We start from the raw sequence: 14265 nt of genomic DNA, 5'->3' as shown, positions 1-14265 counted from the left end.
TCCACAATTACAGTTTGGGCGGGTGGGGTACGGTGCATGAAGCGGACGCGGCACCCGGCGCCGCAGTCGTGAGATCGGCGAGCACACGGGCCTGGATGTGGGTGATGAGGCGGAACATGTCAGCGCAGTAGACGGTCGGGTTGCAGAACCCGTCGCCCGCGCGGAAGCGGTGGGCGTAGTGCCCGGCGCCGCAGACGCGATGCACGGCGCAGCCGCGGCACTGCTCGCTCAGCGCGGCCGCGCCCAGCTGGCGCGCAATCACGCCCGGGTGGCGCAGCGCGGCGTCGAGCGGGTCGGCGAGCACGTTGAGGCCGGTGGCGGCGGCGCCCGGGTAGGCTGACTTGAGCGCGTCGACCTGCTCGATCGCCCCGTCGCTCTCCAGCACCACCACGCCGCACGGGCTCAGGCCGGCCTGCTCCGTGCGCCCGCTGCCGCCGCAGATCATGGCGATGATGTCGGAGAAGAGCCGGACGTCGGTCTCCCGCCGCGGCGCCGCGTACCAGCGGTCGAAGATCGCGATCAGCCACTCGGCGTGCCCGGACCGCGCCGGCGGATACGACCAGTTGGCGTGGGGCAGCAGGAAGTCGATCGCGGGCGGGGCGTACGACACCAGCTCCTCGTAGCAGGCCAGCGGGTCCGTCGCCGGGTCGGCGGTGCACAGGATGCCGGCGAAGGCGCCGCGGGCCCGGCCGGAGCCCAGCAGTGCCAGGGCCCGGGCGACGTCCGCGTGGCTGCCCCGGCCGTCGGCGCGGCGGCGGTGCCGGTCGTTGGCCGCCGGCGGGCCGTCCAGGCTCACGCCGACCCGGATGCGGCCCTCGACCAGGCGGTCCAGGACGCCCGCGGTCAGCAGCACGCCGTTGGTCTGCACCCCGAACTCGGCCTCGCACCCGGGCGGGACCGCGGCGCGCACCTCGTCGACCAGGGCCAGCAGGCGGTCGGCGCCCGCGAGCAGGGGCTCGCCGCCGTGCAGGGTGACCCGGATGCCGGGCAGGTCGTGGGCGCGCGCGTGCTCGCCGATCGCCGCGGCGACGGCCCGGACCACTGCGGGCGGCATGACGGCGGGCCGATCGCGCCAGCTGCGGTCCTGCAGCTCGTACACGTAGCAGTAGTCGCACGCGAGGTTGCACCGCTGGTGCACCTTGACCACGAAGTCGCGAAACGGCGTGGGCCGCCAGCCGAGCCGGGCCGCCGCCGGCGCGTCGAGGCCGGCGTAGGGCCACGGGGCGACGGCGGACGCGGGCGGCGGACGCCGTTGACTCACCGGCCCACGATACGACGATCGCGATCATCGCGCCGGTTCGCGGCCCCCGGGGGCGCGACGACGGCCAGGCGGTCGACGGCGGCCTCGATCAGGGCCTCCGTCTCGGCCGGCGTGAAGACGTCCGGCAGGGTCAGGCGCTCCAGGACCAGCCAGTTCACGGCCAGGTACAGCAGCCGCACCGTGGTCGCGTCGCCCGGGTGCGCGGTCTCGCGGTGAAACGCCACGTCGGCGTCCAGGTCCGCCTTGATCATGCCGGTCAGCGTCGAGCGCAGCCGCGGGCGGCGCATCGCCTCCAGACGCAGCTCCACCAGGGCCAGGTATCCGCTCGGGAACGCCAACAGGCGGGCCACCACGTCGCGCGTCAGGGCGACCAGGTCGGCGCGTTCACCGCGAGCCGCGGCCAGCTGGGCGTCGGACGGCCGCAGGCGCTCGTAGACGCGCCCGCCCACCTGGTCGATGAGCTCGTCACGGCCGGCGAAGTAGTTCGACGCGGTGCCCGCCGGGACGCCGGCCTGCGTGTCGACCGCGCGGAAGGTCAGGCCGCGCGAACCCTCCCGCGCCAGCACCTCGATCGCCGCGTCCAGCAGCGCCGCGCGCCGCCCCGGGTTCTGCCGCATGCCCGCTCCCACGTTGAAACCACTACGGACATAGTACTATACCCAAACCACTCCGAACGGAGTGCTATGCGAGCCCTGACCTACTACATCGGCACCACCATCGACGGCTACATCGCCGGGCCCGGCGGCGAGACCGACCTGTTCCCGCTGGAGGAGGACGTGCTGGGGCACATCGCGGCGGAGTACCCGGAGACGTTGCCGACCCACGCCCGCGCCCAGCTCGGGCTCGACGCCCCCAACCGGCACTTCGACACCGTCGTCATGGGGCGCGCCACCTACCAGCCGGCCCTCGACCTGGGCATCGAGCGGCCGTACGCCCACCTGGAGCAGTACGTCGTCTCGACCACGCTCGAGCACGGCGTCGCCGACCCGCTGCCGCTGGTCCGCGAGCTGAAGTCCGGTGACGGCCTCGGCATCTGGCTGTGCGGGGGCGCACGCCTGGCCACCGCCCTGCTGCCGGAGATCGACGAGCTGGTCATCAAGCAGTACCCGGTCGTCGCCGGCGCGGGCATCCCCCTCTTCGCCGGCGGCTATGCCCCGCTGCCGTTCGCGCTGACCGGCGCGAAGACGTTCGGCAGCGGCGCCGCGATCCTCACCTACGCCCGCGCGCGGGCGTAGGTGAGGCGTAGAGCCGGCCGGGTCAGAACTGCCCGTCCGTGTTGCACTTGGCCTTCTGGACGACACAGTCCTTCACGCGCTGCCCCATGGCCGTGTTGTCCCAGGCCAGGAACGAGTCGCCGTGGATGGACGAGGCCAGGCCCGAGGAGAGGGTGAAGCCGTCGGCACTGCCGTGGGTCGGGTAGGCGATGACGAACGACACGTTCGGGATGGCGACCGGGAACTGCCCTCCGCAGCTGCCCGTGTACGTGTAGGCGACGTGCGACTTGTGGTCCGGGCTGTCCAGGTGGATGCCGTCCCAGCAGTCCTGGAAGACCAGCTGGTAGTTCAGCACCGCGGTCTGGGCGCAGATCGGCCAGTTGCCGTCGGCGCTGCGGCCGATCTCGCCGCCCGGACCGGCGCACCAGAACTGGTTCGGCGCGCCGGCCGGCGTCGGCACCTGCAGCTTGGCGTCGCCGGCGATCATCCGGAAGCCCTGCGGGAACGGCTTGGTCTGCGACGGGTCCGGCAGGCGCGAGCCGTAGTACACGGTCACGCCGCTGGGCTCGACGGCCACGCCGCGCTCGTAGAGCGTCGGGATCCAGTACGCCGACAGGTCACCGGACGGCGAGCACGACGACGCGGCGTTGTTGAGCAGGGTGTCCGTGGTCGTGTTCGCGTTGGTGCTGCGGTTGCCCAGGAAGCTGTGCATGTGCGAGGCGCCCGGCAGGCCCGGGAAGACGATCGGGTCGTCCTTGAACGAGTGGCTGTACGTGCACGCCGCGTTGAAATCCGACACGCGCACCGCGTTCGCCGGCGCCGGGTGTGTCGGCAGGGCGTTGAACGCGGCCAGCTGGGCCTGCCATGCGTTCTGGTCCATGTTCACCCAGCCGGCGCCGCTGGAGGCGGTCGGGGTCGGGTTGGTGCCGGCGGCGCCAAAGACCTGGAACTCCCACAGCGACACGCCGTACTGCGTGGCCCGCTTGGTCGTGTTGAGCTTCACGTAACGGCCCGAGCCGCTCACGGTGAGCGTCTGCGTGCCGCCGGTGCCGTTGACCGTGGTGTCGACGGTCGTCCAGGTCGTGCCGTTGGCCGAGGTCTGGATGGTGAAGTCCTTGGCGTAGGCGGCCTCCCAGTTCAGCACGACCTTGGTGATCGTGGCGGTCGAGCCGAGGTCGACCTGCAGCCACTGCGGGTCGCTGAAGCCGCTGGACCAGCGGGTGCCGGTGTCGCCGTCGACGGCGGCGGACGCGGGGGTGCCGCCGTTCTCGGCCGACGAGGCGGTGGCGGGCTTGCCCTGCGACAGAGGGGTCTCGGCCGCGTCGGCGGAGCGCAGCGCGAGGTTGGTCAGGAACGTGCCGACGAGCGCGGTGGCCGCGGCGCCGAGCAGGATCGTGCGCAGCCGTGATCGGCCCGCACGGGCGGATCGGGACATGAAGCATCCTCCGGGGTTGGCGGGTCGGCCGGGGGCGGAGTCCGGTCGATCTTGCCAGAGAGCGCTCTCTGTGGAGGTTCCCACTGTGAACCTCTGGTCGATTCATGTCAATGAGTTCACGAAAATGGGAGAGCGCTCTCCAAGCCAGCTCATGCCCGATGCGATCGCATCCCCCACCTCCATGGATGATGCGAGAGAGCGCTCCCCAGAATCGCCCGGGTTACGGTGGCGCCTGCACGCAGCGCGGCTTCAAGGTCGTCGAGCTGTACGACGACCCGGTCTGGCTCGCCCTGACCGGCGCGACCGGCATCGGCCCGCTGACCGTGGCCCAGGCCGAGCTGGACGGCATGCTCGCGGTCGCCGGAGACGACGCCGCCGCGTGATCTAGGCTCGGACGCGTGCTTGCCGACCTCCTCGACCGTTACCGCCCCGCCGACGCCGCCGAGGAGGGCGACGTCGAGCGGGTGCGCAAGCTGCTGACCGACGCCGAGGACGTGTGGACGCGGGCGATCCCACTGCACGTGACCGCGTCCGCGCTGATCGTGCACCCGCCGACCGGGCGGGTGCTGCTGCGCTGGCACGCGCGGCAGCACGCCTGGCTGCAGGTCGGCGGGCACGGCGACCCGGGCGAGACCGACCCGGTCGCCGTGGCGCTGCGCGAGGGCGCCGAGGAGACCGGCCTTGCGGACCTGGCCCCGTGGCCCGACGCCGCGATCGTCCACGTCGTCATCGTCCCGGTCAACGCCAAGGGGGACGAGCCCGCGCACGAGCACGCCGACGTGCGGTTCGTCCTCGCCACCGCCACGCCGGACGCGGCCCGGCCGGAGAAGCCCGACGCGCCCCTGCGCTGGCTGAGCATCGCCGAGGCGCTCGAGGCGACGAGCGAGCCGAACCTGCGGGAGACGATCTCGCGGGTGGCGCGCCTCATCCCCTGAACGAACGCGAGGCGGATGCCGCCGGCCGCCGTGGCAGAATCATCCAGATGCAGGTCGCGATGCTTGGACCGTTCGAGGTCCGCACGGCCGACGGCATCCCGGCGGACGTGCCGGGTGCCCGCCTGCGCGCCCTGCTGATCGCCCTCGCGCTCGAACCCGGTCGCGTGGTCCCGAAGGCGACGCTGGTCGACTGGATCTGGGGTGAGAATCCGCCCTCCGACGCGGCGAATGCCTTGCAGCGCCTGGCTTCCCGGCTGCGCAAGGCGCTGCCGGAAACGGCGGTCGAGGGGCACCTGGACGGGTACCGGTTGGCGATGGAACCCGACGCCGTCGACGCCTCGCGGTTCGAGCGCCTCGCCGGCCAGGCCCGCAACGAGGAGGAGCCACGGCGGGCTCGGCTGCTGCGCGAGGCCCTCGGGCTGTGGCGCGGCGCGGCCATGCAGGACGTCGGTCTGCAGGACAGTGCGGCGTTCGACGCGGCGGTCACGCGGCTGGAAGGGCTGCGCCTGGCCGCCACGGAGGACCGGTTCGACGCGGAGATCAACCTCGGCCACGGTGCGGAGCTGGTCTCGGAACTGACCGACTGGGTGGCCGCCTACCCCGTGCGGGAGCGGCTCGTCGGCGCGCTGATGCGGGCCCTCGTGGCGGCCGGTCGCGACACCGAGGCGCTGCTGGTGTACCAGCGCACGAAGGAGTCCCTGGCCGACGTGCTGGGCGTCGACCCCGCACCGGAGCTGTCCGCACTGCACGTCGCGCTGCTGCGCGGCGAGCTGCGACGGCGGGACGAGGACCGCAACACCAACCTGCGCGCCGAGCTGACCAGCTTCATCGGCAAGGACGCTGACGTCGCCGCGGTCCGCGAGCTCATCGCCGGGCATCGGCTCACGACCCTGACCGGGCCCGGCGGCGCGGGGAAGACCAGGCTGGCCACGGAGACCGCGCGCACACTGCTCGGCGATCTGCCGGACGGGGCCTGGTTGGTGGAGCTCGCGGCCCTCGACGCGGACGGTGACGTGGCGCGGTCCACGCTCGCCGGGCTCGGCCTGCGCGATGCGCTGCTCGGCGGGGCGCCGCACGCCGAACTGGTCGACCGGCTCGTCGCCGCGATCCGCGAGCGCGAGACGCTGCTGATTCTGGACAACTGCGAGCACGTGATCTCCTCGGCGGCGGCGTTCGCCCACCGGGTGCTCGGAGAGTGCCCGCGGCTGCGAATCCTGGCGACGAGCCGGGAACCACTCGGCATCACCGGTGAGGCGCTGTGGCGGGTCGAGCCGCTGGCCGTGCCGGATGGTGACGCCGGCGCCGAGGAGATCGAGTCCTCGCCGGCCGTACAGCTGCTGCGGGACCGGGCGGGCGCGGTGCGCAACGGGTTCGCGGCCGACGCCCGCACCCTGCCGACCATGGCGCGCGTCTGCCGGGCGCTGGACGGGATCCCGCTGGCGATCGAACTGGCCGCGGCCAGGTTGCGCACCATGTCCCTCGATCAGCTCGCCAACCGGCTCGACGACCGGTTCCGCCTGCTGAGCAGCGGTAGCCGGACCGGGCTGGCGCAGCACAAGACGCTGCGCGCCGTGGTCGACTGGAGCTGGGGGCTGCTCACCGACGCCGAGCGGGTGGTCCTGCGCCGTCTTTCGGTGTTCTCCGGTGGGGCGAGCCTGGAGGCGGCCGAGCGGGTCTGCGCCGGCGCCGGGGTCGAGCGGGAACGGGTGCTCGAGCTGCTCACCTCGCTGGCCGAGAAGTCGCTGCTGCGCACCGGGGGCGGCGGCGCGCTGCGCTACCGGATGCTCGACACGATCAAGGAGTACGCCGGGCACCGGCTCGCGGAGGCGGGTGACTCGGACCTGGCGCGCCGTGCGCATCTGGCCTACTTCACCGAACTCGCCGAGACCGCGGAGCCGCATCTTCGCCGCGCCGAGCAGTTGCAGTGGCTCGCCACGCTCGAGGCCGAGCACGACAACATCGTTTCCGCGATGCGGGGCGCGCTCGCGGCCGGCGAGGCGCAGGCGGCGATGCGGCTCGCGGCGGACGCCGGCTGGTACTGGTGGCTCGGCGGGCACAAGGTCGAGGGCATCGAGCTGATCATCGCGGCCACGAAGACGCCCGGCGAGGTGTCCGACGAGCTCCGGGCCACGGTCCACGGCCTCGTCGTGCCGTTCCTGACCTCCGGGCGGGGCGACGAACGCCAGGCGGCGGAGTGGATCCACAAGGCGTACCGGTACAACGAGCGCAGTGAGCGCCGCCACCCGCTGATGGGGCTCATCGCCCCGCTGGAGCGGCTGTTGCAGGCGCCGGACGCGTTCCTGCCCGCGTTCGAACCGCTGCTGTCCGACGAGGACCCCTGGGTGCGCGCACTGGCCCGGCTGCACCTCGGCAAGATGCGCAGCATGCTCGGCCACGCCGGGCGGGAGGCCGACGCGTATCTCGAGATGGCGCTCGCCGAATTCCGGGCCCTCGGCGAACGGTTCGGGATCTCGTTCGCCCAGACCCAGCTGGCGGACCGGATCGCCGTGCGCGGCGAGTTCGCCGGCGCGTGCGCGCACTACGAACAGGCGATCGCGGCCGTCACCGAACTCGGCGCCATGGACGATGTCGTCCGGCTGCGGGCAAGACAGGCTCAGCTGTACTGGCTGCTCGACGACAAGGAGTCCAGTGCGGCCGCGATGGCCGAGGCGCAACGGTGCGCACAACGGGTCACCTGGCCCGAAGCGCTGGCCGAGCTGGCCCTGGCCCGGGCCGAGCTCGCCCGTTGGAACGGCGACGCCGAGGAGGCGCACCGGCAACTCGGCGTCGCGACCACCATGCTGGGCGACGACGCGCAGCTGGCGCACATCCGCATGGTGACACACGACCTGCTCGGCTACCTCGCCGCGGATCTCGGCGAGGCCCGTGAGCACCACGCGGCGGCCTGCCGGGCGGCCGCCGAGGCAGGGCACGTGCCGCTGATCGCGCAGGCACTCGTCGGGCTCGCGGACCTGGCCCTGCGCCGCGACGAGCACGAGCAGGCCGCGCGGCTGCTCGCGGCGAGCGCCGGCGTGCGCGGACTGCCGGATCGATCCAACCCGGACGTGGCCCGGATCGAGCAGTCCGCGCGGCGCCGCCTCGGCGACACGCGGTTCGCCGAGGCGGCCCGGGAGGGCGCGCGGACCAGCTGGACCCAGCTGGTCGAGGTCACGCTCGCTTCTTGAAGGTGGCGATCGCCCACACGTATCCGACCACGGCGATCCCCACGCACCAGGCGATCGCGGTGATCGCGTCGCTCGCCGACGGTTCGCCGGCCAGCAACCCGCGCAACGTTTCGTTGATCGACGTGAAGGGCTGGTACTCCGCGAATTCCCGCACCCCCGGCCCCATCTTCTCCGCCGGGACGATCGCGCTGCTGAGGAACGGCAGCATGACCAGCGCCACGGTGGACATACCCGCCGATTCCGGGGTCTTCGCCGCCAGTCCCAGCGCGACCGTGAACCAGCCGGCCGCGAAACCGACCAGCACGACGACGCCGGCCACACCGAGCCAGTCCAGGAAGCTCGCCGACGGGCGGAACCCCAGCACGAAGGCCATCCCGATGATGGCCAGAATGGCGATGAGACTGGTGAGCATGCTGGCCACGACGTGAGCGGTCAGAATCGCGCCGCGCGAGACATCCATGACCTTGAACCGGTTGATGACGCCCTTCGTCATGTCGGCGTTCACGCCCATCGCGGTGGCGCTCAACCCGTAGGTGATGGCCAGGATGACCATGCCTGGCGTCGCGTAGTCGACGTAGTCGACGCCGACATTGAACGCGTCGCCGAGCATGTACACGAACATCAGCATGATCACGACCGGGAACAGGATCCCGTTGAACACCGCGGTCGGATTCCGGGCGATGTGCTTGAAGTTGCGGCGCAACATGATTGCCGAGTCCGCCAGCGGTGCTGCGTTCGTGCTCATTTTGCCGTGACCTCCGTGCTCGGGCGACCGGTGAGGGCGAGGAAGACGTCGTTGAGGTCCGGCGTGTGCACGGAGAGCTCCTCGGCGTTGAGCGAATGCGCATCGAGCTGCTGCAGCAGGGCCCGCAGCGAACTGGTCCCGCCGTCGCCGGGGACCCGCAGGATCAGCTCCTCGTCGTCGCGCGTGGAGCCGGCCAGGACCCGCGCGGCCGCGTCGAGCTCGCGGACGTCGGCGAACCGGAGCCGGACGTGGCTGCCGGGGACCTGGCGTTTGAGATCGCTGGGCGTGCCCTCGGCGACCAGGCGGCCCTGGTCGAGCACGGCGACCCGGTCGGCGAGATGATCGGCCTCCTCGAGGTACTGCGTGGTCAGGAAAATGGTCGTGCCGCCGGCCACCAGCTCACGGATGATGTCCCACATCGTGCGCCGGCTGCGCGGATCCAGTCCCGTCGTCGGCTCGTCCAGGAAAATGATCCGCGGGTTGCCGACGAGCGTCATCGCCAGGTCCAGCTTCCGGCGCATGCCCCCGGAATAGGTCGACGCCAGCTTCTGCGCCGCCTCCACCAGATCGAAGCGCTCCAGCAGTTCCGTGATGACCCGCCGGCCCTCGCCGGTGCCCACCCGGTGCAGGTCCACCATCAACTGCAGGTTCTCCTGCCCCGTCAGCAGCTCGTCCACCGCCGCGAACTGACCGGTGACCCCGATGGCCGCGCGCACCGCCTTGGGCTCGGTCGCGATGTCATGCCCGGCGACCCGCACCGTCCCGCCGTCGGCCTTCACCAACGTGGTCAGCACGTTCACCGTCGTGGTCTTCCCCGCCCCGTTCGGACCCAGCAGGGAGTAGACCGTGCCCGCACGAACATCCAGATCGATGCCGTCGAGCACGACCTTGTCCCCGAAAGCCTTTCGCAGCCCCGAGACCGCAATAGCTGAACTCCTCATGCGACGACAATCGGCGCCCGGCCTGACACCTACCTGTCACGCCCCTGACACGGGTACTGACACGGCTTTTCCGCTTCGGCGTGAGCTGCGCTCGACCGCGGCGAACGCCCCGGAGCCCTGCTGCTGCCCTGAATCGCGAGGAAATGCGGCGCCGTCAACCTTGGTTGACGGCGATCGGACTGTCAACTACGGTTGACACATGTCCGCAACGCGCACGCTCATCGCGGCCGCCACCCCGGCCCGGCCGCCGCACCGACCCAACCGCCTGCTGCGCGCCGGTCTGCTCGCAGGGCCGCTGTTCGTCGCGGCGTTGCTCGTGGAGCAGGCGTTCCGCGACGGGTACGACCCGATGCGCCATCCGGTCAGCTCCCTGGCCCTGGGCCCGACGGGCTGGACCCAGATCGTCAACTTTCTCGTCGCAGGCGTCCTCTGCCTGGCCTTCGCGGTGGGCCTGCGCCGCGCCCTGCGCCCCGGCCCCGGCGCGGCCGCCGCCCCGCTCCTGCTGGCGGTGTGGGCCGTGGGCCTGCTCGGCGCCGGCGTCTTCAGCACCGACCCGGTCGGCGGCTACCCGGCCGGCACCCCGCTCGCACCGGCCCCGCCGACCTGGCACGGCCGCCTGCACGACGTGGCGTTCTCCCTGCCCGGCTTCGTCGCCCTCATCGCCGCGATGTTCGTCCTCGCCTACGCCTACGCCCGCCGCCGGACGCGAATCTGGTCCGCGTACTCGGCCCTGAGCGGCATCGCGACACTGACCCTGTTCACGCTCACCACAATCGGCTTCGCCCAGGTGGGTCCGTTCGCGGCCACGGCGGGCCTCCTGCAGCGCCTGACCGTGACGGTAGGCTGGCTCTGGCTGGCCCTGATCGCCGCTCGCGAGACACGAGCCGACCGCTCACCCCAGCGCCCGTAGCGACGCCACACACACGAGCCCGCGCGCCACCGCCCGGCGCGCCGGGTCTGCGGCACCGCTCTCCGTGTTGCCGGCGATCCAGCGACAGCGGCGCCGCGCGTGCGCCGCCGGGGCCGGACTGCTCAGCCGCGGGTGCTCAGCACCACCCGGCGCGCCGGGCCTGTGGCACCGCGCCGCCTGTGTTGCCGGCGATCCAGCGACAGCGGCGCCGCGCGTGCGCCGCCGGGGCCGGACTGCTCAGCCGCGGGTGCTCAGCACCACCCGGCGCGCCGGGTCTGCGGCACCGCGCCGCCTGTGTTGCCGATGATCCAGCGACAGCGGCGCCATGCGTGCGCTGCCGGGGCCGGACTGCTCAGCCGTGGGTGCTCAGCACCACCGCGAACGTCGTCGGTGCGGCCGGGAGGGCATACTGCGGTAGTACGCCGGGGCCGCAGGCGGCGGTGCCCAGACCGTGGTGGGCGTGGTCGAGGTGCAGGTGGATGCGGTCCTCCGCCGCCAGGTCGCTGGTGTGCCGGGCCGCGTCCAGCGCCGCCGTCGACCAGCGGCGCGCGGTGAAGTCGATCCGGGGGCGGGCCTCGACGCGCAGGCCGGTGCCGTCCCGGGCGGTGAGCGTGACCCAGCGGGCGTCGGCGCGGTTGCCGTTCTCCTGCGGGAACACGTACGGCGTGGCCAGGTCGTCCACAGTGGACCGGTAGCGGCCGGTCAGGGCCGCGGTGCGGGAGTCGGGGTAGGCCTCCCCCGGGCCGGCGCCGAACCACTCGACGTCGCCGAGCGTGGCGGGCAGCTCCAGGTGCACGCCGAGCCGTGGCAGCGGCACCGTCCACTCGCCGACCGGCTCGACCTGGACGGTCAGCTCGGTGGCGTCGCCGAGGTCGCGCCACGTGTGCCACGTCAGCAGTGCCAGATCCGACGCCGCCGGCGCCACCCGCGTGGCGACCACCAGGGCCTCCGCGGTGAGCTCGATGCCCAGCAGCCGGTGGGTCATCCGGTGCAGCCCCGTGGCCCGCCACCGGTCCGCGACCGGGTCGGGTCCGAGGCGGTCGTTGTCGATCGGCGCTCGCCAGACGTCCAGCACCGGCCCCCGCAGCGCGAGCCCGCCGAGCCGCACCAGCCGCCCGTGCACCGGCTCGAACAGCGCGTCTCCCAGGCGGATCGCACCGTCCTGCCGTCGCGGCCCGGACATCGCCACCGGGCCCACGGCCTTCAACGGCGCGCCCGCCGCGGCCGGGGACACCGGCGGGGACGGCGGCGCGGAGAACGGCGGCGCCGAGGACAGCGGTGGCGTGGGCTGCGACGGTTCCCGTCCGAACGGGGGCGCCGACGACAGCCGCGATGCCGGGGGCGGCAACAGCGACGAGGGAGTCGCCGCGGCCGGCGGTCGCTCGGACGGATGTGCGGCCGGGGGCGGGCCGGCCAGGACCCAGCCGGGCGCCGGGCGGAGCTGGGATTGGCCGCTGCCCAGCACGTGGCCCGAGGCGTCCACGGCGTGGACGGTGAGGTGGGATTCGCCGGCATCGTGCGGTGCTGACGCGAGGGGAAGGCCGACCACGACGGCCTCGCCCGGGGCCACGGCCGGCACCTGCACGGTGCCCTCGCCCACCGGCGCACCGTCGACCGTCACCGCCCAGCGCAGGCTCACGCCGGCCAGGTCGCGGAACGCGAAGCGGTTGCGGACCGTCGCCTCGCCGGGCCGCACGGCGAGGCGGACCGGGGCGTAGACGGCGGCCAGCTCGGTCAGGCCCGGCGACGGGGTGCGGTCGGGGAAGACGAGGCCGTCGATGACGAAGTTGCCGTCGTGCAGGGGCTCGCCGAAGTCGCCGCCGTAGGCGAAATACTGACGGCCGTCGGCAGCGGTGCGGCGGATGCCGTGGTCGAGCCACTCCCAGACGAAGCCGCCCTGGCAGCGGGGGTGGCGGTCGAACAGCTCCTCGTATTCCATCAGGCCGCCGGGGCCGTTGCCCATCGCGTGGGCGTATTCGCAGAGGATGAACGGCAGGTGCGGGACGTGGTCCTCGCCGCGGCCGATCGCGTCGACCTCGGCGTGGGTGGCATACATGCGGCTGTAGACGTCGACGTGGGCGCAGCTGCGGTCGCCTTCGTAGTGCAGCGGGCGGTCCGGGTCGCGCTCGCGGGCCCAGGTGGCCATCCGGCCGAGGTTGGCGCCGACGCCGGCCTCGTTGCCCAGGGACCACATGATGACGGACGGATGGTTCTTGTCCCGCTCGACCATGCGGCGCATCCGGTCGACGCAGGCGTCGGCGAAGCGCGGGTCGGCGCTGGGGTTGCCGCGCCAGCCGAGCGGCTCGAAGCCGTGTGTCTCGTAGTCGCACTCGTCGATGACCCAGAAGCCGAGCTCGTCGCAGAGGTCGAGCACGGCTGGGTGGGGCGGGTAGTGGCTGGTGCGGATGGCGTTGACGTGGTGGCGCTTCATGAGCTCGAGCTCGGCACGCACGACGTCGGGCGGGACGACGCGGCCGAGGTCGGGGTGGAACTCGTGGCGGTTGACGCCGTGCAGGACGATCCGGCGGCCGTTGACGGTGAGGATGCCGCCGACGATCGCGACGGTGCGGAAGCCCACGCGCAGGGTCGCGGTCTCGGACCCGGTGGTGAGCGTGAGCGTGTAGAGGCGCGGCGTCTCGGCCGTCCACGGCTCGACCGGCCCGGTGTCGTGGGCGACGCCGGTGGGCAGGTCGTGCAGGCCGAGCTCGGGGACGCCGAACCGGGCGCCGGGCGGGGCGTCGACGCGCAGGCGGCCGTGGCCGTCGGGCTCGTATGCGGCGTGGACGAACACGTCGTCGACGCCGCCGGCGGGCCGGCCCAGCAGGGTGACGTCGCGGAAGATGCCGGGCAGCCACCACATGTCCTGGTCCTCGAGGTAGCTGCCGGCCGACCACTGGTGGACGCGGACGGCGAGGACGTTGGGCTCCCCCGGGCGCAGCGCGGCGGTGACGTCGAACTCGTGCGGCAGTCGGCTGCCCTGGGTGACGCCGAGCTCGACGCCGTTGAGCCAGACGCGGCCGCAGGAGTCGACGCCGTCGAAGCGCAGCCGGGCGCCGAGGCCGGTGAACGCGCCGGGGGCGTCGAAGACGAGGCGATGGTCGCCGGTCGGGTTGTCGGTGGGCACGTGCGGCGGGTCGACCGGGAACGGGTAGACGACGTTGGTGTACGCGGGTTGCCCGAAGCCGTGCATCGGCCAGCTCGACGGCACCGGCAGCTCGGCCCAGTCCGAGTCGTCGAACCCGTCCGCCCAGAACCCGTCGGCGGCCTCGGCGGCACTGGGCGCGAGCCGGAAGCGCCAGGTGCCGTTGAGGCTCAGCCGCGGCGCGTCGGTGTCGAACGCGGCGCGCGGCGGGCAGGTTCCGATCGGGCGGCCGAAGCCGGTGAGGTACTCCACGCCGCCACCATAGGCCGGGGGTACGACAAAACACCGGTGTAATTGCTCGACCACTCAATGTGACAACGGACGCCGCAGCGCCTCCGCTGGTTCATCGACAAGGGCGAGATGGATGGCTCGCCGATCCGATGGGGCGGGTGCGGCTACGAGATCGAACCCGACGCGTCCGGTACCTGCTGTTCGCGTATACGTACCGGTACAGGTGCTTCTCCCGTGTTGTGATCGAATCCCGGGCGGGAGGCTGG

Annotated in this window: 11 protein-coding genes; 5 read left to right on the top strand and 6 right to left on the bottom strand. The window is 72.8% G+C overall.

Annotated elements, in window-relative coordinates:
- Positions 1-7 precede the first annotated feature (7 nt).
- Together ACQPY0_RS25900 and ACQPY0_RS25895 are read right to left on the bottom strand one after the other, a co-directional pair.
- Entirely contained in the window at positions 8-1261 is a 1254-nt protein-coding gene (locus ACQPY0_RS25900) for an FxsB family cyclophane-forming radical SAM/SPASM peptide maturase (RefSeq protein ID WP_432993585.1), read from the bottom strand.
- Positions 1258-1878, bottom strand: a complete 621-nt coding sequence (locus ACQPY0_RS25895; protein WP_432993583.1) for a TetR/AcrR family transcriptional regulator — start codon at positions 1876-1878, stop codon at positions 1258-1260. The genes ACQPY0_RS25900 and ACQPY0_RS25895 overlap by 4 nt, the downstream gene beginning before the upstream one ends.
- Before the next feature lie 66 nt (positions 1879-1944).
- On the opposite strand from ACQPY0_RS25895, the gene ACQPY0_RS25890 reads away from it, so the two are divergent.
- Complete coding sequence (locus tag ACQPY0_RS25890; RefSeq protein WP_432993581.1) at positions 1945-2496, top strand: dihydrofolate reductase family protein; 552 nt, start codon at positions 1945-1947, stop codon at positions 2494-2496.
- 22 nt (positions 2497-2518) lie between these two features.
- On the opposite strand, the gene ACQPY0_RS25885 is transcribed toward ACQPY0_RS25890, so the two are convergent.
- Positions 2519-3910 (bottom strand): DUF1996 domain-containing protein, encoded by a 1392-nt coding sequence (locus tag ACQPY0_RS25885; RefSeq protein WP_432993579.1) that lies wholly within the window; start codon positions 3908-3910, stop codon positions 2519-2521.
- Between the two features lie 185 nt (positions 3911-4095).
- On the opposite strand from ACQPY0_RS25885, the gene ACQPY0_RS25880 reads away from it, so the two are divergent.
- Genes ACQPY0_RS25880 through ACQPY0_RS25870 form a run of 3 tightly spaced genes read left to right on the top strand, consistent with a single transcriptional unit; the run spans position 4096 to position 8030 of the window.
- A complete protein-coding gene (locus ACQPY0_RS25880) occupies positions 4096-4293 on the top strand; it encodes a hypothetical protein (protein ID WP_432993577.1) in 198 nt (65 codons plus the stop codon).
- 15 nt (positions 4294-4308) lie between these two features.
- Entirely contained in the window at positions 4309-4845 is a 537-nt protein-coding gene (locus tag ACQPY0_RS25875; protein WP_432993575.1) for an NUDIX hydrolase, read from the top strand.
- A 47-nt stretch (positions 4846-4892) separates the two neighbouring features.
- Positions 4893-8030 (top strand): BTAD domain-containing putative transcriptional regulator, encoded by a 3138-nt coding sequence (locus tag ACQPY0_RS25870; RefSeq protein WP_432993573.1) that lies wholly within the window; start codon positions 4893-4895, stop codon positions 8028-8030.
- Here the strand turns inward: ACQPY0_RS25870 and ACQPY0_RS25865 are convergent.
- Positions 8014-8775: an ABC transporter permease gene (locus tag ACQPY0_RS25865; RefSeq protein WP_432993571.1), complete on the bottom strand. Its 762-nt coding sequence runs from the start codon at positions 8773-8775 to the stop codon at positions 8014-8016. The genes ACQPY0_RS25870 and ACQPY0_RS25865 overlap by 17 nt on opposite strands.
- On the bottom strand, positions 8772-9716 hold the full coding sequence (locus tag ACQPY0_RS25860; protein WP_432993569.1) for an ATP-binding cassette domain-containing protein: 945 nt from the start codon (positions 9714-9716) through the stop codon (positions 8772-8774). The genes ACQPY0_RS25865 and ACQPY0_RS25860 overlap by 4 nt, the downstream gene beginning before the upstream one ends.
- Before the next feature lie 199 nt (positions 9717-9915).
- On the opposite strand from ACQPY0_RS25860, the gene ACQPY0_RS25855 reads away from it, so the two are divergent.
- Positions 9916-10626, top strand: a complete 711-nt coding sequence (locus ACQPY0_RS25855; RefSeq protein WP_432993567.1) for a DUF998 domain-containing protein — start codon at positions 9916-9918, stop codon at positions 10624-10626.
- A 352-nt stretch (positions 10627-10978) separates the two neighbouring features.
- On the opposite strand, the gene ACQPY0_RS25850 is transcribed toward ACQPY0_RS25855, so the two are convergent.
- Positions 10979-14020 (bottom strand): glycoside hydrolase family 2 TIM barrel-domain containing protein, encoded by a 3042-nt coding sequence (locus tag ACQPY0_RS25850; protein ID WP_432993565.1) that lies wholly within the window; start codon positions 14018-14020, stop codon positions 10979-10981.
- Positions 14021-14265: the final 245 nt, after the last annotated feature.

This window comes from Dactylosporangium sp. CA-233914 (assembly GCF_050942935.1).
Classification (GTDB): Bacteria; Actinomycetota; Actinomycetes; order Mycobacteriales; family Micromonosporaceae; genus Dactylosporangium.
This window is presented reverse-complemented; position numbering and strand designations above follow the sequence as displayed.

Bases quoted from the DNA above. Each gene is read 5' to 3' on its own strand.
- ACQPY0_RS25895 (WP_432993583.1), bottom strand. From the start codon at position 1,878: ATGCGGCAGAACCCGGGGCGGCGCGCGGCGCTGCTGGACGCGGCGATC.
- ACQPY0_RS25885 (WP_432993579.1), bottom strand. From the start codon at position 3,910: ATGTCCCGATCCGCCCGTGCGGGCCGATCACGGCTGCGCACGATCCTG.
- ACQPY0_RS25890 (WP_432993581.1), top strand. From the start codon at position 1,945: ATGCGAGCCCTGACCTACTACATCGGCACCACCATCGACGGCTACATC.
- ACQPY0_RS25865 (WP_432993571.1), bottom strand. From the start codon at position 8,775: ATGAGCACGAACGCAGCACCGCTGGCGGACTCGGCAATCATGTTGCGC.
- ACQPY0_RS25870 (WP_432993573.1), top strand. From the start codon at position 4,893: ATGCAGGTCGCGATGCTTGGACCGTTCGAGGTCCGCACGGCCGACGGC.
- ACQPY0_RS25860 (WP_432993569.1), bottom strand. From the start codon at position 9,716: ATGAGGAGTTCAGCTATTGCGGTCTCGGGGCTGCGAAAGGCTTTCGGG.
- ACQPY0_RS25855 (WP_432993567.1), top strand. From the start codon at position 9,916: ATGTCCGCAACGCGCACGCTCATCGCGGCCGCCACCCCGGCCCGGCCG.
- ACQPY0_RS25880 (WP_432993577.1), top strand. From the start codon at position 4,096: ATGATGCGAGAGAGCGCTCCCCAGAATCGCCCGGGTTACGGTGGCGCC.